This is a genomic window from Tuberibacillus calidus DSM 17572, assembly GCF_000430685.1.
Lineage (GTDB): Bacteria > Bacillota > Bacilli > Bacillales > Sporolactobacillaceae > Tuberibacillus > Tuberibacillus calidus.
The window spans coordinates 1-21134 of the sequence record NZ_AUMM01000010.1 but is presented as its reverse complement, the minus strand read 5'-3'; the positions used below and the strand labels follow the sequence as shown (position 1 = coordinate 21134).

17 protein-coding genes are annotated in these 21134 nt (G+C 46.6%); 3 read left to right on the top strand and 14 right to left on the bottom strand.

Annotated features, from left to right (window positions below; all coding sequences use genetic code 11):
* Positions 1–21: 21 nt before the first annotated feature.
* Complete coding sequence (locus H532_RS0103680) at positions 22–717, bottom strand: PIG-L deacetylase family protein (RefSeq protein WP_027724370.1); 696 nt, start codon at positions 715–717, stop codon at positions 22–24.
* A 247-nt stretch (positions 718–964) separates the two neighbouring features.
* Between H532_RS0103680 and H532_RS0103675 the strand changes: the two genes are divergently transcribed.
* Together H532_RS0103675 and H532_RS0103670 are read left to right on the top strand one after the other, a co-directional pair.
* Positions 965–2056, top strand: a complete 1092-nt coding sequence (locus H532_RS0103675) for an ATP-grasp domain-containing protein (protein WP_027724369.1) — start codon at positions 965–967, stop codon at positions 2054–2056.
* Positions 2053–3093, top strand: coding sequence for a phosphotransferase (locus H532_RS0103670; RefSeq protein WP_027724368.1), 1041 nt, complete (start codon positions 2053–2055; stop codon positions 3091–3093). The genes H532_RS0103675 and H532_RS0103670 overlap by 4 nt, the downstream gene beginning before the upstream one ends.
* 55 nt (positions 3094–3148) lie before the next feature.
* On the opposite strand, the gene H532_RS0103665 is transcribed toward H532_RS0103670, so the two are convergent.
* The 7 genes from H532_RS0103665 to H532_RS17735 all read right to left on the bottom strand — a co-directional run bounded on the left by H532_RS0103665 (position 3149) and on the right by H532_RS17735 (position 11902).
* Positions 3149–3583 (bottom strand): BrxA/BrxB family bacilliredoxin, encoded by a 435-nt coding sequence (locus H532_RS0103665; protein ID WP_027724367.1) that lies wholly within the window; start codon positions 3581–3583, stop codon positions 3149–3151.
* Between the two features lie 187 nt (positions 3584–3770).
* Positions 3771–5057, bottom strand: coding sequence for a dihydrolipoamide acetyltransferase family protein (locus H532_RS0103660; protein WP_027724366.1), 1287 nt, complete (start codon positions 5055–5057; stop codon positions 3771–3773).
* Between the two features lie 18 nt (positions 5058–5075).
* Complete coding sequence (locus H532_RS0103655) at positions 5076–6059, bottom strand: alpha-ketoacid dehydrogenase subunit beta (protein ID WP_027724365.1); 984 nt, start codon at positions 6057–6059, stop codon at positions 5076–5078.
* Positions 6060–6071: 12 nt separating this feature from the next.
* On the bottom strand, positions 6072–7064 hold the full coding sequence (locus tag H532_RS0103650; protein ID WP_027724364.1) for a thiamine pyrophosphate-dependent dehydrogenase E1 component subunit alpha: 993 nt from the start codon (positions 7062–7064) through the stop codon (positions 6072–6074).
* A 32-nt stretch (positions 7065–7096) separates the two neighbouring features.
* Positions 7097–8518: a dihydrolipoyl dehydrogenase gene (gene lpdA / locus H532_RS0103645; RefSeq protein ID WP_027724363.1), complete on the bottom strand. Its 1422-nt coding sequence runs from the start codon at positions 8516–8518 to the stop codon at positions 7097–7099.
* A gap of 82 nt (positions 8519–8600) precedes the next feature.
* On the bottom strand, positions 8601–9695 hold the full coding sequence (locus tag H532_RS0103640; RefSeq protein WP_027724362.1) for a Leu/Phe/Val dehydrogenase: 1095 nt from the start codon (positions 9693–9695) through the stop codon (positions 8601–8603).
* Between the two features lie 98 nt (positions 9696–9793).
* Entirely contained in the window at positions 9794–11902 is a 2109-nt protein-coding gene (locus H532_RS17735; protein WP_051263117.1) for a sigma-54 interaction domain-containing protein, read from the bottom strand.
* A 143-nt stretch (positions 11903–12045) separates the two neighbouring features.
* Here H532_RS17735 and H532_RS0103630 point away from each other — a divergent pair, with 143 nt between their 5' ends.
* Positions 12046–12297: a DUF2627 family protein gene (locus tag H532_RS0103630; RefSeq protein WP_051263116.1), complete on the top strand. Its 252-nt coding sequence runs from the start codon at positions 12046–12048 to the stop codon at positions 12295–12297.
* Between the two features lie 195 nt (positions 12298–12492).
* Here the strand turns inward: H532_RS0103630 and spo0A are convergent, their stop codons facing one another.
* The 6 genes from spo0A to H532_RS0103600 form a co-directional block, all read right to left on the bottom strand.
* Positions 12493–13287, bottom strand: a complete 795-nt coding sequence (gene spo0A, locus H532_RS0103625; RefSeq protein WP_027724360.1) for a sporulation transcription factor Spo0A — start codon at positions 13285–13287, stop codon at positions 12493–12495.
* Positions 13288–13642: 355 nt separating this feature from the next.
* A complete protein-coding gene (gene spoIVB / locus H532_RS0103620; RefSeq protein WP_027724359.1) occupies positions 13643–14935 on the bottom strand; it encodes a SpoIVB peptidase in 1293 nt (430 codons plus the stop codon).
* A 124-nt stretch (positions 14936–15059) separates the two neighbouring features.
* On the bottom strand, positions 15060–16757 hold the full coding sequence (gene recN / locus H532_RS0103615) for a DNA repair protein RecN (protein ID WP_027724358.1): 1698 nt from the start codon (positions 16755–16757) through the stop codon (positions 15060–15062).
* Between the two features lie 278 nt (positions 16758–17035).
* Positions 17036–17851 carry a TlyA family RNA methyltransferase gene (locus tag H532_RS0103610; RefSeq protein WP_027724357.1) on the bottom strand — a complete coding sequence of 272 codons (816 nt, stop codon included), beginning with the start codon at positions 17849–17851 and terminating at the stop codon, positions 17036–17038.
* Positions 17848–19755: a 1-deoxy-D-xylulose-5-phosphate synthase gene (dxs, locus tag H532_RS0103605; RefSeq protein ID WP_027724356.1), complete on the bottom strand. Its 1908-nt coding sequence runs from the start codon at positions 19753–19755 to the stop codon at positions 17848–17850. Before dxs ends, H532_RS0103610 begins: the two co-directional genes overlap by 4 nt.
* Positions 19756–19769: 14 nt before the next feature.
* Positions 19770–20369: a hypothetical protein gene (locus tag H532_RS0103600; protein ID WP_027724355.1), complete on the bottom strand. Its 600-nt coding sequence runs from the start codon at positions 20367–20369 to the stop codon at positions 19770–19772.
* Positions 20370–21134: the final 765 nt, after the last annotated feature.

Sequence of the window (21134 nt, the reverse complement as noted above, 5' to 3'; positions counted from 1 at the left end):
ATCACTCTCCCCTCAATGTGTTCATCCGCACAAGCGCTTGATTTCAAAAGCTTCGGCATATGGACTGTAGATGTATTGCCCGCGATACTTAGCTTTTATGATTAACGTTTCCGGATTGACTGGATGAAGCGTTGAACCGATCTGCGTTTGATAGGCTTCTAAACTCTTGGCCTTAATGCGCATTTCCTCTTCCGTTAAAGACACAAAAAAATTAGGATAAAACGAAAATTCTCCATCGGTTTCATAGACAATCACGGAACCGTTCCAAAAATAGGGACGGGTTGCCGAAAGTGCCGCCTCATGTAATGCGGTATGATCCTGATGTTTGGTCTTTGACGGAATAAAAACCACAGTCGGTTGAAAATCGCTGATTTCTGCTTCCAATTTGGTGATGAGTTCAATTTTTGGAATGGCATCTAACCGGCTGTGATAACGCACCGTTTCTTCATCCGTATACAACAGCCGGCAATCCGTCACGCCAAGAATGGCATGGGAACGCTTTAATTCTTCGAGCCGTTGTTTCCCGTCATAAACCTCATACCGGTTTTTCTCTTTGTAAAATTTATGATAACGTCCTTTGACAAAGGTGGCGATGACGACTCTGACGGCACTGTTTTCCTTTAAAAATTTTTGAATGACCCCGCCACAGCCGATCACTTCATCATCGGCATGCGGCGCGAGAATCAACACCCTTTGCTGGCTAAATGGAAATTGCAAGGTCTGTTCACCCTTTATTGTCCATAATATCGTGCTATATATCTTATTAAATGCTGCGATAAAGGAGGTGGCTTGTGCTGATGATGATTTGGGCAACGGTTTTTCGATGAAAATGAAAAAAACGGCGGAACCCCCTGGGTAGACACAAAGACAACTTAAGTGAACGCGAATAGGATAAAGTATTGATCCGTTCTCTCATGATGAACATTACAATGCGAGATTTTCGGTTGAAGAGGAGGTGAGGCCATTGAAAGCAAAACTAACGGTACTTATTACCGGTTGCGGCTCGCCCGCTGCCCCCGGTGTGATCCAATCGCTCCGCTCTGTCAAAGCCCATGACTTTTCCATTATCGGTGTGGATATGGATGCTGACAACGCCGGACGCGGTTTAGTCGATCTTTTTTTTAAAGGGCCGAAAGCGGACGACCCGGATTTTATACACACCCTCCTGAATCTTGCGCGCGCCCATCAAGTGGATTGCATTTTACCGCTCGTCACAAAAGAGCTGCCAGCCTTCGCGAAACACCGAGAAGCGTTTAATCGCATCGGAACTGCTGTCTCCGTTTCGGATGAAAAGCCGCTCGCTTATGCATTGAATAAGGGGCGCTTGTTTCATTTTTTAAAAGACAAGGGATTTCGGGTTCCCGATTTTCACGTGGCCCGTACACCTTCAGAGCTGAAAAGCGCACTGGCCGACCTCGGTTATCCGAAACGAGCCGTCTGTTTTAAACCGACTGAGTCTGATGGCAGCCGCGGATTTCGGGTGTTGGATCAAACGAAAGACCGCTTCGACCTGCTCTTTCATGCCAAACCGACAAGTGTTTATATGGATGAAAAAGATCTTTATCACCTTCTTAAAGGACGAAATAAAATACCTGAAACCGTCGTCATGGAATACTTGCCAAATGAAGAGTACAGCGTTGATTTATTGATGGATCGGGGAAAGCATTTGATCGCCATTCCGCGGCTCCGGCAACGGGTTGAAAGTGGGATTTCCGTTCGAAGTAAAATCGTTAAAGAAGATGATGTCATTGATTACGCGGTGGAAATCGCTGAAACTCTGGGATTAAACGGCAATATCGGGATTCAGATCCGCCGCGATGACAATGGAATCCCAAAAATCTTAGAAATTAATCCAAGAATTCAAGGAACGATCGTTCATTGTACGGCCGCTGGCGTCAACTTGCCATACCTAGCGGTGAAACTTGCTTTAGGGCTTCCCATCCAACAAGAGGAATTGAAAGTCCATTGGGGACTTTCAATGGTGCGTTATTGGAAAGAGGTGTTTTTTGACGAAAAAGGTCAACCCATCGATTTTCAAAGGAATGAGTCCACATGACATTGAGTAAAAAAAAGATTCTTGATTACTGGAACGAATGGGATGTTGCCAATAAAATTCCGGTGACAATGACACGGTCATTGGCGGAAAAAGATATTTCGGTGATTAAGGAGGCAACACATCGCAGCATTTGGCGGATCCATGTGCCAACGAATGCCGAAGCCTTTCAGGTGATCGTAAAGGCGTGCCGCGGCAGAGATATCAAATTGCGCGAGCCCATCTTATATGAAGGGCTGAAAGACACGCCCATCCGTCGTTACATGCCGGAAATGTACGTCGTCCGTGAAGGGGATAAAGAAGATGGCACTATCATGTTTATGGAGTGTTTACAAGTCGCCTCACAAAAAGAAGCCATACACCCCGAACATCTTATAAAAATCGCTCCGGTACTCGCCCGGCTTCATGCCTTAACCTTTGATGACAAACCCGCTTCCAAACGCATAAAAAAAATGGTTCCGACATTTAAGTTCCAAACGCGAGAACGAAATTTTAAAGATATCCTCATGAACTTAGAACGGGCGAAAGCCTATCCGCAATTACATCAAATTATTATGGAGATAGCCCCAGAAATTTACGAATTGGCACACAACGGCTTTGATTTTCCGCCACTTTATGAATATTCTTCGCTCGTCCACGGGGATTTGACTTTAAATAATATTGGCTACCATGGGGACCTTGATGGCGAATGCGAAATCAAATTTATTGATTTTGGCGCGGCCGTTTACGGACCTTGCTTTTTGGACCTCGTCAAATTGATTGAATCACCCATCGATCATGAACCGTCGTGGGATGCGGAGCGCCTTCGTCGGGATGTGCTCAAGGCTTATGTTCGAGAAATAAAAAAACAAGGCATCATCTTTCACCATGATCCCGAAACGTTGTATAAATATGCGTTTTTAATGCGTGTGTTTGAATACGAATTCCGACGAAATTTAAGTTTTGCGATAAAACATGATGGCAAAATGCGTTTCGTTTTTCCGAGAATTTTAAAGAAAATTAACGAGTTCAGCCAAGCATTGCATCTCTTTGAAAAATAACAAAACCGGGAAAGCCAGCCTTCCCGGTTTTTCTTTCGATCCTAAACAAACGCGCTTATTTTGCGCAGTGTTCATCAAGCAATTGTTCGAGACGCGCCGCCACTTCATGCGGCTCATGGCCCTCGATGTCATGCCGTTCCAACATCGTGACCAATTTGCCATCTTTTAATAAAGCAAACGAAGGGGAAGATGGTGGATACCCCGTGAAATATTCCCTGGCGCGTGCGGTTGCCTCTTTATCTTGACCGGCAAAAACGGTCACCAATTGATCGGGTTTATTGTAGACATTGGCCGCATAGGCCGCAGCTGGCCGCGCTACCCCTCCAGCACAACCGCAAGTGGAATTCACCATCACCAGCGTGGTGCCTTTTTTGCTCAGCGCCTCGTCCACTTCTTCTGGTGTGCGCAATTCTTTATAACCCGCTTCGACAATCTCGCGGCGAGCGGCATTGACGACATCGTTAATAAAAAGATTGAAATCCATGTTCATATCGATCCACTCCGTTTTCAGTGAACTTGTTATTATTTTAGCGCACCCGCACATCTTTCGCAAAAAATGAGAACAGCGGGCGTTCGCTTTTTAGTCATTTGAAAAGGCGGAGGAACGAAAAAAACTCCGCCACCGGGAGCCGTCGACATCATCGGCCATTCCCGAGCCGCGGAGCTATTTTTCACGTTTAATAAATCGATGTATTCGTTTCGTTCATGTTCTCCAAAATTTCTTTCACGCGGGCAAGAAATCTTCCGGCAATCAAGCCATCCAAAACGCGATGGTCAAGGGACATGCAGAGGTTCACCATATCTCGGGCGGCGATCATCCCATTGACGATCATCGGCCGTTTGACAATGGCTTCCACGGACAAAATCGCTGCTTGCGGGTAATTAATAATGGGTTGGGATAGTACAGAGCCGAAGGAACCGGTATTGTTTACCGTAAAGGTCCCGCCTTGCATATCATCAGGAGACAATTTACCTGCACGCACTTTTCCGGCCAATTCATGAACTTTTTTGGCGATGCCTTTAATGCTCAATTCATCCGCATTTTTGATGACGGGAACATAAAGGGCATCCTCAGTGGCAACCGCAATGCTGATGTTAATGTCTTTCTTTTCAATAATTTTATCCCCAGCCCACATGCTGTTGATTCTCGGGAATTCGCGGAGCGCTTCTACCGTTGCCTTAATGAAAAATGGCAGGAAGGTCAAGCTGAAGCCTTCTTTATTTTTAAAGTCGGCTTTGACTTTATTGCGATAATTCACGAGATCCGTGACATCCACTTCCACCATTGTCCAGGCATGTGGCGCTTCGTGTTTGCTTTTAACCATGTTATTGGCAATGGCGCGACGCACACCACTGACTGGAATTTCCACATCACCTTGGGCGGTTTGGATCGCTGGCTGGCTCACTGCTTCTTGCTGTGCAACTTTTGGCGCCTGCGCTTCGACGGAAGGTGTAGTTTGTTCTGCCGTGACCTCGGAAGTCGTCGCTTGAGCTTTCGGCATTTTTCCAGACTCAAGGAGAGCAAGGATATCTTTCCGAGTGATCCTTCCGCCTTTACCTGTCCCTGTTACCTGTTCCAGATCGATATTATGTTCTTGAGCCAGGCGCAGGACGGCTGGAGAATAGCGCTTTTTCATCGATTGATCGCCTTCATCCGTCTGTACGGGCTTTGAGGTCGTCGTAGCTTCCTCAGCTTGCGTGGTTTCAGGAGCTGTTTGAGCGTCTTCGGTTTCAATTAAACACATCAATTCCCCAACAGCAAGCGTCTCGCCTTCAGCGGCGACGATTTCTTTGATTTTCCCCGTAAACGATGACGGGACTTCTGAATTGACTTTATCCGTCGTCACTTCGGCAATGGGATCATATTTTTTTACCGTATCCCCGACGGAGACAAGCCAGCGGCCAATTGTTCCTTCCGTGACGCTTTCACCAAGTTGGGGCATAAGAATTTTTTCTATGGCCATTCGTAACCCTCCAATCGCTTAAAATTCTGCAAGCTCGCGCATGGCCTTCTCCACTTTTTCGGGATTAATCATAAAGAATTTTTCCATCGGTGGCGCATACGGCATAGCTGGAATATCGGGACCTGCCAATCGTTTAATCGGCGCATCCAAATCAAATAAACAATTTTCAGCAATGATGGCGGCGACTTCACTCATCACGCTGCCTTCTTTATTGTCTTCGGTCACGAGTAACACTTTCCCGGTTTTGGCTGCAGCCTCAATAATCGCTTCTTGGTCCAGAGGGTAAACGGTTCTGAGATCCAAAATGTGTGCCGAAATGCCTTCTTCCGCCAATTTTTCGGCCGCTTGAAGAGCAAAGTGCACAGCCAATCCGTAGGTTATCACCGTGATGTCTTCACCTTCACGCTTGACATCGGCTTTTCCTATCGGCAGGACGTAATCATCTTCCGGCACCTCGCCTTTAATTAACCGGTAAGCGCGTTTATGTTCGAAAAACAATACCGGGTCGTTGGAACGGATAGCGGCCTTGAGCAACCCTTTTACATCATAAGGAGTAGAAGGCATGACAATTTTCAAGCCAGGAACATTGGCAAAAATCGCTTCAACCGACTGGGAATGATAGAGGGCGCCATGGACCCCACCGCCATACGGCGCACGGATCGTCAGCGGCACGCTCCAGTCGTTATTCGAACGATAGCGAATTTTGGCGGCTTCTGAAATAATTTGGTTCGTTGCTGGTAAGATAAAGTCGGCAAATTGCATTTCCGCAATCGGACGGAGGCCATACATCGCGGCGCCGATCGCCACACCGGCGATGGCCGATTCGGTCAGCGGTGTATCAATCACTCGTTGTTCACCAAATTGCTCAATCAGGCCAGCAGTGGCACGGAAAACACCACCGCGAACGCCAACGTCTTCCCCCATGATAAAGACGTTTTCATCACGGGCCATTTCTTCCCGAATGGCCTGGGTCACAGCTTCAATATATGAAATCACTGGCATCGTTTTCCCCTCCTATTCCTCATAAACATAGCGGAGCGCCGATTCTGGTTCCGCATAAGGCGCTTGTTCCGCATAATCGGTGGCATCATCCACGGCAAAATCAACGCGTTCGTTGATGGCCTTTTCTTTTTCTTCAGTCAATACGCCGCAATCTTTCAAGTAACTTTGAAAGACATACAGACCGTCTTTCTTCTTCGCTTCCTCCACTTCTTCTTTTGTTCGGTATGTCATGTCATCATCATCGGAGGAGTGCGGGGTCAACCGGTATGAAACGGTTTCAATCAAAGACGGTCCTTCACCCCGGCGGGCGCGGTCAACCGCTTCTTTCATAACCTCATAAACAGCTAGAGGATCATTGCCATCGACCGTTTTACCGAACATGCCGTAACCAGCTGCTCGATCGGAGACCCGTTCACAAGCGAGTTGCTTTTTCAGCGGAACGGAGATCGCATATTGGTTGTTTTCACACATGAAGATAACGGGGAGCTTATGAACGCCGGCAAAGTTGGCGGATTCATGAAAATCCCCTTGGTTGGACGACCCTTCACCGAATGACGCATAGGCGACGATGTCTTCGCCTTTCATACGAGCTGCGAGGGCGACACCGACGGCATGGGCAACTTGTGTCGTCACTGGAGAGGACTGGGTTAAAATGCGTAATTTCCGCGAGCTAAAATGACTCGGCATTTGCCGGCCGCCAGAGTTCGGATCTTCGGCTTTGGCAAAAGCGGACAACATTAATTCACGCGCTGTCATGCCAAAGGCGAGAACCACTCCCATATCTCTGTAATACGGTGCGACATAGTCCTTGCTACGGTCCAATGCAAAGGCGGCGCCGATTTGTGCAGCTTCTTGACCTTGTCCAGAGATGACAAACGGAATTTTTCCAGCGCGATTCAACTTCCATAACCGCTCATCGAGGCGGCGTGCCAAAAGCATCGTTTCATACATTTCCAAAACGGTCTCATCGGATAAACCCAATGCTTCATGTCGATTTTTCCCCATAAATAAACCTCCCTGCGTATACCTTTTAAAAATTAAGAATGAATGGCCAAGCCATCGACAGCCAAAGCCGCCTCGCCGATAATTTCGGAAAGCGTCGGATGCGGGTGGACGGTTTCGGCGATTTCCCATGGTGTCGCATCTAGGACACGGGCAAGTGCCGCTTCCGAGATCATGTCTGTGACATGCGGGCCGATCATATGCACGCCGAGCACATCATCCGTCGCTTTATCCGCAACGATTTTCACAAAACCGTCGGATTCGCCGTACACAAGGGCTTTGCCAATCGCGTTAAAGGAAAATTTCCCGACTTTGACGTCATAGCCCTGATCTCTCGCTTCTTTTTCGGTTAAGCCGACAGACGCGATTTCCGGACGGGTATAGATGCATTTCGGGATCAATGTGGCATCAAGCGGACCCGTATGCTTTCCAGCGATGTGCTCGACCGCTTTAATCCCTTCGTGTGAGGCGACATGAGCGAGTTGGAGACCGCCGATGCAATCGCCTATCGCGTATATGTGAGATTCGGATGTTTGATAAGCGTCATTAACAAGGATAAACCCTTTTTCGGTTTTCACATTGGTGTTCGCAAGTCCAATATCTTCTGTATTCGGGAGACGCCCGACCGAGACAAGCAGTTGATCCGCACTAAATGCTTGGTTTTCTCCATTGACTTCGGCTTGAATGGTAACACCCGCACCTTTTTGCAGCGTCTCCGGTAATACTTTAGCCTTTGTGACAAAGCGGATCCCGCGTTTTTCTAGTTGCTTTTGCAATTCACGGGAAATGGCTTCATCTTCGGTTGGGACAATGCGTTCAGCATATTCAATAACGGTGACATCCACACCGAGGTCATTGAGGAGCGATGCCCATTCCACGCCAATCACCCCGCCGCCGACAATTAAAATCGAAGCGGGAAGCGACTCCAAATGAACCGCATCATCCGATGTCAAGACTAACTTTCCATCGACATCTAAACCTGGGAGAGACCTTGGACGGGAGCCGGTTGCGATCAATAACTTATCTGGAATTAAAATATCGTTTTCCTTGCCGTCTTCGTATTCAACGGAGATGGTACCAGATAACGGTGAAAAAATGGACGGGCCAAGAATCCGGCCATAGCCGTTATAAACATCGATTTTCCCTTTTTTCATCAACATGGTTACACCGCGGTGCAACTGGTTGATGATGGCATTTTTTCGTTCATGCGCCTTTTTATAATCGAGCGTGATGTCTTGTGCGAGAACGCCATATTTTGCCCCGTCTTTTGCCGTGGCGAAAACTTCGGCCGTTCGCAGCAAGGCTTTACTTGGGATGCAGCCGCGATGCAGGCATGTCCCGCCTAATTTGTCTTTTTCGACAATTGCCGTTTTAAGACCTAATTGACTCGCCCGGATGGCAGCGACATAGCCGCCGGTTCCCCCTCCGAGGATGACAAGATCATAGCTTTTGGCCATTTCGTACACTCCTTCCAGCTCACAAAATAAGGGCGGGCTGAATTAAGCCTAGGCTCCTCAGCCGAGCCCTTATCATTAAGCCTTATCGGTTACTGATTAAGCTTTTCGGATTCTTTAAAAAAGTGCTACGGGTGTTTTTCAATGCATTAATGCGTTGTTCGGCCAAGTGGTCTGCCGCTTTGTAAGTCGGGATGCCTTCTTTCTCCGAAATCGCAAAAATTTTCATCAAGTTATCGTATAATCCTTCGACTTTTTTCATGGCGCGTTCGCGGTTATAACCCATCAATTCATCGGCAACATTGATGACACCGCCGGCATTGATGACATAATCGGGTGCATAAACGATCCCTTTTTCATGGATAATGTCACCATGACGTTCGTCTTTCAATTGGTTGTTGGCACTTCCGGCGATGACTTTCGCTTTTAGTTGCGGGATGGTGTCGTCATTGATGATCGCACCGAGCGCACAGGGTGAAAAAATATCGCATTCAACACCGTAAATTTCATTAGGTGCGACCGCTTTAGCGTCAAAGGCTTTCACCGCGCGATCAAGAGCAGCCTCATTGATATCCGTTAAAATCAAGTTGGCGCCTTCCTTATGGAGATATTCACAGAGGGCATAGGCGACGTTGCCAACCCCTTGAACGGCGATCGTTTTTCCTTCTAATGAATCGCTGCCGAAGGCGACTTTTGCCGCGGCTTTCATGCCTTTATAAACACCATAAGCCGTAACTGGCGAAGGATTTCCTGACGAACCGAAGGCGGTAGAGATCCCGGTGACATAATCGGTTTCTTCATGAATTATGTCCATATCCTCCACCGTTGTTCCAACGTCTTCAGCGGTGATATAGCGTCCGTTCAGCCCCTGAATGAAGCGGCCTAATGCGCGGAACATCGCCTCATTCTTATCCTTGCGCGGGTCGCCCATAATCACGGTTTTCCCACCGCCGAGGTTAAGCCCAGCAGCCGCATTTTTATAAGTCATGCCCCTTGCCAGTCTTAAGGCGTCTTCAATCGCCGCTTCTTCAGAATCATACGTCCACATGCGGAGACCGCCGAGCGCCGGTCCAAGGGTCGTATCATGTATGCAAATAAACGCTTTAAGGCCGGATTCCTTGTCTTGGCAAATCACTAATTGTTCGTAGTCGTATTTTTCCATATATTTCATGATTTCCATACAAAAATAGCCTCCTTATGGCACAAAGTTTGTATTTATTTTTGCCACGTTTAATTCATGCAAAAAACATGCCAAGAGTTTTATAAAATGAAAGCGCTTTAATGATGAGATGAAGACCTTGAAATTTTTTGCGTATATGCAGTATTTTGCATGTCAATTGTTTCAAGGTGATATTTGGCCATCTTATAATATAAGTTTCGCACGGATATTCCCAATGCCTTTGCCGTCTTTGTTTTATTAAACTGATAGCGGGAAAGCGTCTTGGCAATAATCTCCTTTTCATACGCATCCATGATGTCGGCCAAATTTTCGCTCCGCTCTTCATCGACTTCGGCATAAGCAAGCGAAGGATTTTCCTTGGTCACGAGCGGTGGGATATGCTCAGCACGAATGACCGTCTCTTGGATCGCCATAAAAATCACCGCCCGACCTAACACGTTTTCCAGCTCGCGAACGTTCCCTGGCCAGTCGTAAGCCATTAACATCGCCATGGCTTCCGGTGCGATTTCGCCGACATTGCGGCCAAAATCGTGGTTGATTTTCCGCAAGAGATGATGGGCCAATGCAGGGATGTCTTCCTTCCGCTGTCTCAGTGGTGGTATAAAAATGGGCATACGATTTAAACGGTAATACAAGTCTTCTCGGAAGGTTCCTGCCGCAATCCGTTTTTCCAAATTGACATTCGTTGCGGTTATCACCCGGACGTCAACGGGAATCGGTTTTGTACCCCCGACCCTGACGATCTCCTTTTCCTGCAGCACGCGTAATAGTTTCGCCTGCATGTGCGGGGATAATTCGCCGATTTCATCCAAAAATATGCTTCCGCCTTGAGCTTCTTCAAAATAGCCGCGCTTACCGCCTTTTTTCGCACCGGAAAAGGCCCCTTCTTCATACCCGAACATTTCGCTTTCGAGTAGCGACTCAGAGATAGCCGCACAATTCACGCGGACAAACTTATTGTATTTGCGGCCACTAGCATTATGTATGGCATGGGCAAACAATTCCTTGCCGGTGCCGGACTCCCCGCGAAGGAGTATCGAAATCGGTGTCGAAGCTGCCAGCTTCGCCTGTTCTTTAACAAGCTGAATTTCCTCCGATTCACCGATGATATCGTCAAAGGAATATTTGGCTTCTAGCGTGCGAATAATTTGGCGGGCGCGATTTAATTCATTGGTGAGGGCTGTGATCTCCGACATATCTTGAATGACACCAACGCTGCCTTTTAACTCACCGTCCACAATCACCGGTGCGACGTTAACGATCACATCGCGCTTCGCTTGGCCGACTTTTAGTCGAGCACCCCTCACCGGTTTTCGTGTTTTTAAAACTTGCATGTGCATGCTTTCGCCCTCATAAATGTCGATCGTTGCGGGTTTTCCGATCACATCCTTTTCGGTTAAGCCGGTCAGGCGGGTATAAGCGGGGTTAATCAGTATGCCGAGGCCATTTTCATCAACAACGGATATCGCCTCTTCAGCGGATTGGATAATCGCGTTCAACATCGTTTGGATGCTCTGCAAATTGGTGATTTCCCTTGCCAATTCTTCAAGGTCAGAGATGTCTTTAAATACAGCAAAAGCCCCGCACAGTTGACCATTGTGATCAAACATCGGCAACCGGGTTGTCACGATTTTCTTACCGTTTTCCAATTCTTGTTGCTGGTTAATTTCCGGTTTTCCCGTTTCAATGACCCTGGGCAATTTCGTCGACGGAATGACATCTTCTACCTTTTTGCCGATGACGTCCTTTGCTTTGATCCCCATCAATTTCTCGGCGCTCGGATTAAAAAGCGTCACGATGCCGTTTCGGTCGATCGCCACCATCCCGTCATGAGTGAGTGTCAAAATCATGCTTTGCTGGGCGGATTGGGCCTTTAGTTGGTTAATTAACTTTTCTTTTTCCGCCATTAAATTCGTGATGATATGAACCATACTGCATGGGATGATGACGGCCGTATCGGGCATCTGCGCCCGCAGATCCGATAAAATCCGGTCATCTAGAGCATTCACAACGATATCGACATGGGTTTTGGCAAACGGCTTCCATTTGGAAGCGGTCGGGATCCCTTTTCTTTCGGCAAAGCGAATGCCAGGGGCGTGCGGGTCGGAATCAATGACGGCAACAATCTTGGCCGCCTTAGTTGACAACAATGTTTCTATAACGGCTACACTCTCGCGCGTGCCTCCAATGATGAGAACTGACTGCAATGGGTTTCACCCACTCTCGACAGACGACATAAGCAAGTTTTTTCATACTCCATTTTACCCAATTTCTGCTCATGGTACAAATGGACAGATACCGGGCCTTTCGCTAGAATAAAATAACAAAGTATGCAGTGAGGATGTGCAAGATGATCGGTCGATTGCTCGCGCTCATTTTACTTCTCTTTCCCTTGGCCATAGCTAGCCTCGGGGTCAAACTGTTTCGCGATGCGCTCTTTGCTATTGTGGATGCGCCCTTTTCATCCGTCTGGCTAGAGCTTTTGGTTGGAGTCATCTGTTTTGTCTTCGGTATCGGTTTTATCGGTGGATGGATAGTATCACGCGATCGCAAACGCCATTATCATTACCGAAATCGTTCGCAAAAATCAAAATCAAACTAGAAAAGCGACAAAAACGGCATTCCCAAGAGGAGAGCTCTTAAGGAATGCCGTTTTTAACTGAATGGTCGTGTTTTTTAAGATGCATGATTGATCACATCGTGTTGTGTCAAAGAGCAATTATTAGTAAAAATTCCCTCTCTTATTTGAACCAAAGTGAATGATGTGTGGCACTCGGTAACCGATTCGGCCGACCATTTAACCCGCTTTATTTTCAATCCTTAGTTTATCGGCGACCATCGCAATAAACTCGGAGTTCGTCGGTTTTGCTTTAGACATCGACACCGTATACCCAAATAGATTGGATATGGAATCGATATTCCCCCGGCTCCAGGCCACCTCGATCGCATGACGGATGGCCCGTTCAACGCGGCTGGCAGTCGTTTTATACTTTTTAGCAATATCTGGATAGAGTACCTTTGTAATCGAACCGAGCAGCTCGATGTCATTATAGACCATGGCAATCGCTTCCCGCAGGTACATATACCCTTTGATATGAGCAGGAACGCCGATTTCGTGAATAATGCTTGTGATGCTCGCATCTAAATTTTTCGGTTTCTTTCCGCTTTCACGTACAATGCTTTGCGTCAGGCGCGTTGCTTTAAAGACAGGCTTATTTTTTCCGTACACAGATCGAATGTTGTTGATGAGGCTATCCATATCAAACGGTTTAAGTACAAAATACGATGCGCCGAGTTCAACAGCTTTTTTGGTGATATCTTCTTGGCCGAATGCCGTCAACATGATCACATTTGGATTCGGATAGTCATCGCTTTGCCGGAGTTGTTCTAAAACACCAAGGCCGTCCAAATGCGGCATGATCAGATCCAGTACCAGTACATCGGGAGACGTTTCTTTTATTAAAGAAAGGCATTCATGGCCGTTGTAAGCCGTACCGACGACTTCGATGTCATCCGTTTCGCCAATGTATTCTTCCACTAATTTTACCAATTCTTGATTATCATCCGTTAGACATACTTTAATTTTCTCCAAGTCACAAATTCCTCCTCTGACAAAATTTCCACTATAGTTTTTCGACAAGGATTCTAAATTCCCTTTTTATATTTACTTTTTATGCGAAGGTTCAGCGTTTCATGCCTTTTCGAACATTTTTGGCGTATTCCGACAAAATTCGCTTCAATAATGATGTCTAAAGCAGTAACTGTTCGACATAGCCCGCACGATTTGACAATTCGATGGTAAATAGTGGGTTATTAAACAAAGATTTTGTAGAATTATTTTTAGTTAAAGAAAAGTTGGCAACGTCAAACCCTTATCGTAAAGAGAGCCGGATCCCTTATTTAGTCCGAAAAAGGATGTATAAAAAAGAAAAAGAGGAGCCGATAAATCAGCTCGCTCGTTTTCCTTCATGATGATTCTGATAAATGTCGATTCCTGCTTCTTTCAACATCCATTCGATATGCACGCCGTAACCCGATGTCGGATCATTGACAAAAACGTGGGTGACAGCACCAATTAACTTTCCGTTTTGAATGATCGGGCTTCCGCTCATCCCCTGAACAATGCCGCCCGTTTTTTTCAGTAATTTTGGATCTGTAATTTTAATGACTAAACCTTTTGTCGCCGGATATTTTTGTGGCACTGAACTCAAAATTTTAATATCGAAGGCTTCCACGTGATTGCCATCTACAACGGTTAAAATTTTTGCCGGCCCCTCTTTCACTTCATCAGAAAGAGCAATTGGGATGGGTTTTGTCATTAGGCCGTTTGAGACGTTTTTATTCAATGTGCCAAAAATCCCAAAAGGCGTGTTTTTGGCTACATTGCCGATCGCTTTGGCGTCGGTTGGGAAAGTGGCGATTTTTTCACCCGGACGCCCATCTTCACCTTTGTCGATGGAAGTAACGGAAGAGCGTACGATTTCCCCATGATGCACTTGAATCGGTTGTTTCGTATCAACATCCGATATCACATGACCCAATGCGCCGTATTTACGACTTTTTGGGTCATAAAAAGTCATCGTTCCGATGCCTGCAGCCGAGTCACGGATATAAAGACCGAGTCGATATTTGTTCTCATTTTGATCTTTGACAGGTTGTAACATCTTTTGTAATTTTTGATCTTGACGCAAGACTGTCAATTGAATGGGATGCCCTTCATCCCCCGCTTTTCTGACGTATTCTTTAACATCCGACATATTTTCGACGACATGGCCATTTATGGCCGTAATGATATCGCCGATCTTAATTCCAGCTTGTTCCCCGGGCGAGCGGTCGCCATCTTTCGCGTGGACAAGATGATAGCCGACAACCAAAACCCCCACGGAGTTTAATTTTACCCCGATCGATTCGCCACCCGGTATCAAGCGAATATCGGGCAACACTTTGGCCTTCACCTTTTTCACGGGGAGATTTCCCGCTGAAATCACCATGTCCGCTTGTCCGATCTGATTTCCTTTAATCTTGACGTTTTGGGCTTCTCCGGAAACCGTAACGGCAGGATCTAAAGATGAGACACTCAGAAAATTAGGTAAGCGCGTGGTGTTCGTCTCGTTTTTGAAAAGCGTTATTTGTTGTGGAAGATGAAAATAGTTACGAACCGGTTGAATAAATCCAAGGCTTAATAAGAAGCCAAGGAGAACAAAACCAATCGTACGTCTTATGAGCTCGGACTTTTTCATGATTCACTCTCCTTGCTCCTAACCCACACCTTTTGTGAGTGCATTTATAAGTTTGCCTTAGCGGGACATATTTATAACCGTAAAGACGGAAAAAAGCTATCCAACAGTGGATAGCTTAGGGAATTCAGCGTTTAATTTCATTGGCCAAACGAACCAATTCCTCAGCATGTTTTTTCGTCAATTCGGTCATCTCGACGCCGGATAACATCCGGGCGATCTCTTCAATTTTTTCGCGATCATCTAAAGGCTTCACATCGGTGATGGTTCGCTTGTCTTTTTCCTTTTTAGAAATATAAAAATGGTGGTCAGCCATTGCCGCCACTTGCGGTAAATGGGTAATGCAAAAAACTTGCCCGCCGTCCTCTGCCAAGTCGTAAATTTTTTCCGCCATGGCTTGCGCCACGCGACCGCCGACTCCTGTATCAACTTCATCAAAAACGATGGATGTTGCCCCACGATAAGCTTTAAAATGCGACTTCATCGCTAACATAATTCGGCTCATTTCCCCGCCAGAGGCAATTTTCGCCAATGGTTTAAACGGTTCGCCGGGGTTCGTCGAAATGAAAAATTCGACACGGTCTTTCCCGTTTTTTGTATACCCATCGAGACCATTGGGCTCCAACGTCTCAATCCTAATGTCAAAGCGTGCTTTCTCCATATAAAGGTCCGCCAGCTGACGATTAATCGCCTCCACTAATCCGCGGCTGATGTTCTGGCGCAATGCCGTGAGTTCCTGAGCGCAGGCGTTTAATTTTGCCAAAGCTTCATCAAGAGCCTTTTCTAACTGTTCAGCCTTTTGGTCGCGTCCGGTGAGCTCTTCATATTCCGCTTTCATCGCTTCGTAGTGATCAAGGATGTCTTTTGTCGTTTTTCCGTATTTATGTTTTAGGCGATTCAGCTCGTCCAACCGTTTTTCAATTAAATCGAGGCGATCGGGGTCGAATTCAAGGCTTTCGACGTAATCCCTTAATTGGCGGCTTTGTTCTTCAATGAGATAAAAACTGTCACGAATCGCAATTGTGACGTCATCTAATTTCGGATCAAGCGTTTCAGCTGCTTCCAATTCACTCAACGTCTGTCTAAGCCAATCCAGAGCTTTGCCTTCACCGTTCAGCGCCTCATATGCGGTTAGTCCAGCTTCATACAGTTTTTCAAAATTAACGAGTTTCGCTCGTTCTTCATTTAATTCATCTTCTTCACCGCATCGAATATTTGCTTTTTCAATCTCCGCAAGTTGATAGGTCAATAAATCGAGACGATCGGCGATCTCCCGCTCATCGCGGGTCAAGCGCTGCAATGCTTCAGCTAATGCTTTTGCTTTATGATACTGAGCAAGATAGGCCTCTTTAGCCTCTGTCAACCGCGCATCGCCAAATCGATCGATGAGTTTTAAATGATTTTCCGGAAGCAAGAGCTCTTGATGTTCGTGCTGGCTATGGATATCGATGAGGTACTTGCCGACCTCGCGCAAAGTTGATAACGTCACCAACTTTCCGTTTGCCCGACAAAGGCTTTTACCATTACGCCCTAATTCTCGACGCAAGATGAGGAGTCCCTCTTCTGGTTCGATGCCGCAATCCGCAAGCACTTCTATACAACTGGCATTGCTGGTTATATCAAACAGCGCTTCGATTTCTGCTTTTTCTGCGCCGTGGCGAATAAACTCCGTTGACGCTCGACCGCCGACGAGAAGTTGAATGGCATCGATGATGATGGACTTGCCTGCCCCCGTTTCACCGGTAATGACGGTCAAGCCATCAGCAAAAGAAAGATGTAAGGTATCGATAATGGCAAAGTTTTCTACGCGCAACTCCATTAACATGTTCTCCACCCCTAATGGTCAACCAACCGAAAAAGCGTTCTTATTCTCATTTTTTATCGAAAAAGCTCGGGCGTCAACCATTTTATTTGAACTACCCCCACTTAATTTTCTAACGAAAATTTGAAGTGGGAGATTCCTACGTAGAGGGTTCCAACGGACCTTAATTTAGCCCGCCGGAAAGAACGGGCTTTGAAAAGCACTTTGCTTGAGGATGGAGTCTTCTGACTTTACTGTGATAAAAACGAAAAAAGAGGAAAGGTTGAACCTTCCTCTTTGTTTTAGCCTTTAAGCGCCTGGTGCGCTTCGCGAATGACCCGGTCAACGGCATCAGGGGCAAGGTGTGTGTCCCCTTTTCCGTCAATTTTTCGGGCGAGCATCGTTAAAAATTCAATATTTCCGTCACCGCCGGTAATCGGGGAAAAATCTAAACCGACGACATCAAACCCTTCTTGGTTAAAAAACGGAAGTAAATCGTTTAAAACTTTTTTATGCGTGTCCGGATTGTGAACGATGCCTTTCTTACCAACTTCCTCACGACCGGCTTCAAATTGAGGTTTAATAAGCGCGATCGCCTCGCCATTCGGGACTAAAATTTGGTATAAAACAGGAATGATCAGTTTCAACGAAATAAAAGAGACGTCGATGGTTGCTATTTGTGGCAAGCCATGTTGAAAATCCTCGGGTTTCGCATACCGAAAGTTCATCCGCTCCATGACGACAACCCGCTCATCTTGCCGCAATTTCCAGGCCAGTTGGTTATAGCCGACATCTAGGGCGTAAACAAGTCGCGCGCCGTTTTGGAGGGCGCAATCCGTAAAACCGCCGGTTGATGCGCCAATATCTAACATGATTTTATCCTGAACGGAAAATGGAAAAACTTTGAGCGCTTTTTCCAATTTAAGGCCACCGCGTCCGACATAGGGCATGACTTTTCCTTTCACACGCAAATCACTGTCAGCTGCGACTTTCGTGCCCGGCTTATCAATGCGGGCATCTCCGGAGTAGACAAGCCCTGCCATTATGGCCCGTCGCGCTTTTTCACGGCTTTCAAAAAGCCCTCTTTCAACTAGAAGTACATCCACGCGTTCTTTCATGCCCGAAAAGCCCTTTGCTGTACATGTTGTTTATGAATGAGCGCTTTCGCTCGGATGGCAATATCCGCTGCGGTCAAATGAACTTCCGAAAGCAACTCGCTGACACTCCCTTGCTCTATGAAACGATCCGGCAAGCCCATGCAGTCGATCGGAAAATCGGTTAAGCCTTGTCCATGGTAAAATTCCAAAACGCCGCTCCCAAAACCGCCAGTAAGCGCCCCTTCTTCCACTGTTAAAATAGGAATTTGCCGTTCAGCAAGGTCAAGAAGCATGGACTCATCCATAGGTTTAATAAAACGGGCATTGATGATGTGGGCGGAAATTCCTTCTTTTTTCAGTTGGTCTGATGCCTCTTTAACGGTTTTCAGCATTGGCCCAAAGGATAATAGCGCCACATCACTACCCTCGCGCAAGACTTCCCACTTACCGATCGGAATTTCTTTAAGCGTCTCATCCATCGCCACGCCAAGGCCATTGCCGCGCGGCAAGCGTACCGCAATCGGCCCATCATTGTAACGAAGCGCCGTATACACCATATGTTGCAGCTCGTTTTCATCTTTACCCATCATAATGACGATGTTTGGCACCGCACGTAAGAAGGAAATATCAAACACGCCGTGATGGGTTTCACCATCACCCCCGACGAGCCCAGCCCGGTCAATCGTCAACACCACATTGAGATTCATCCGGCAAATATCGTGGATGACTTGATCATAGGCGCGTTGCAGGAATGTGGAATAGATCGAGAGCACCGGTTTCATACCCTGTGTCGCTAACCCAGCAGCAAGCGTGGCGGCATGTTGTTCGGCAATGCCGACATCAAAAAGACGTTCTGGAAAAGCTTTTTGAAAACCATCCAATTTTGAACCGACGACCATCGCCGGAGTAATAACGACAATGCGTTCATCTTTTTCAGCAAGTTTCGTTAGTGTATCGCCGACAACTTTACTGTAGGCAGGTGGGGCGTTCACCGGTTTAATAAAAGCCCCCGATTCGATTTTATATGGTCCTGGCCCGTGCCATGTGCCAACTTGATCGGCTTCGGCTGGATGATACCCTTTTCCTTTTTGAGTCAAAACATGGACAACGACGGGCCGCTTTAATTTTTTAGCGTTGGCAATCGCCATCGTTAAATCGTCAATATTATGACCGTCAACCGGCCCAAGATATTTAATGCCGAGTTCTTCAAAGAAAATGCCCGAAATCAGTAAATATTTAAACGCATCTTTGAGCCGCTCTGCCGTTGCGGCGATGCGGCCACCAAAAGCTGGAATTTTTTTCATCAAATATTCGATGTCTTCTTTGACACGTTGGTATTTTCCCGCTGTTCGCAAACGTCCGAGCATATTGTGAAGCGCACCGACGTTCGGGGCGATCGACATTTTGTTATCATTCAAAATGATGATGATATCTCTTTGCTCATGCCCGATATGGTTGAGCGCTTCAAGGGCCATGCCACCAGTCAGCGCCCCATCACCGATAATGGCCACGATGTCGCCTTCTTCACCTTTTAAATCGCGGGCAATTGCCATGCCCATTGCTGCAGAAAGCGATGTTGAACTATGACCGGTTTCCCATACGTCATGTTCGCTTTCACTTCTTTTCGGAAACCCGGACAAGCCGCCTGTCTGACGAAGTTGGTCAAATTGCCCAGCCCGCCCAGTCAAAATTTTATGGACATAAGATTGATGACCTACATCCCAAATCAATTTGTCTTTCGGGCTGTCAAACAGTTTATGAAGCACTAGCGTCAATTCGACTACGCCAAGATTAGGCGCCAAATGGCCACCAGTCTTCGATAGCTTTTCAATTAAAAAACGGCGAATTTCAGATGCAAGAAGCGTCAACTCTTCAGTCGACAATTGTTTTAAAAAAGCCGGATCCTTAATGGAAGTTAACTCCATATTTATCACTCACCTTATTGCCGTTTCAGGTTCGGCCGTTTCTTGTTGACAGAAATCACCTTTATATGCAGTTTTTCCTCAAGAAAATATAATAAACGACCGACTTGAAAAATGATTTTGGTGGCATTATTAATAGCGAAGGTTTTTCCCATAGCTTTTCCGCCAACCGTAATCGCTGCCACAAAACTTGTAAAAACAACGGAAATGATCGTATGAAGCGGTGTGCCTTCGCCTTTGCCGAGCGTTGCTGTTAATTCCAAAACAACAACGGCGCAAGCGGTTCCACTGACGATTCCAGATATATCGCCGATCACATCGTTGCAAAAATTTGAGACGCGGTCAGCATTCCGCGCAATCATCATCGCATGTTTTGCCCCTTTTAGTTTCTTTGAGGCCATCGCATGAAAAGGTTTTTCATCCGTCGCTGTCGAAGCTACTCCAATAATATCAAAAATGACGCCCAAAATCACAATGGCTAGGACAATCAGCATCCCTAATGCCCAGCCAAGGCCACTTAACAAAGTATTGGACGTCACTGAAAAAAGAGCCGCTAACACGAGCGTGATAACGGCAATACTTACACTCCATTTTAGCGACTTCATGATATCTTTCATTCGATTATCGTATCCCTTATCCATATGTATAAGAGGTGGTCATTTGCTGAGTAAACGCTGCGGCTTAGGTCCAGTAGGTTTTCCCGCAAAGCTACCCGAACGTCGCCGTTTGGGCCGTTTCCATTTAAAGCTCTGCCAACGTCGTCACCGAGCGTTGAACTAGATCGCCACTTAGTCCGCACTATAATCCCCAGCAAATGTCGTAGTGAACAGTCTAGGAGTTTTCCTCAAACAGTCGTCTACCATTTCCTAGCCTCTTTTGCGGACTTGATTTCATACGGCCGGGATCAAAGCCTATTGGCCGATAGGCTTTCATCTTTTAGCCATAATCCCCTCAAGACCCGCTCAAGGCAGGCTACGCTGTCCGTGGTTATCCCATACGATAACTCGTGAACAGGTTTTCCACTTTCGCTTTCAAAAAGCGAAAGAGTCTCCGCGAATGCAGGGTCATCGCCCACATGCCATTGTGGATCGCCCTACATTCTTTACTCCCGGAATCAACCCAGGGCTGGGCGCCCCGAGCCGAAACCAAGAACTTCATCGATGTGCCCTTTAGCGGATTTTTAGGCCCGCCCTCGGAAATGAACGACCGACTAGAATACTGCACCACCCCGTCAGTCTAAATATATGTTATCACAAATCCGCAAGCAACTCAATGTAAAAAAAGGCTTCGTATGTGTCAAGATTTTCTCGACAACCTTTATAGATCAATATCTCCGGCACCCTAATTTTGTACGCCTACCCTACCGCGCTATCGCTTGGTAT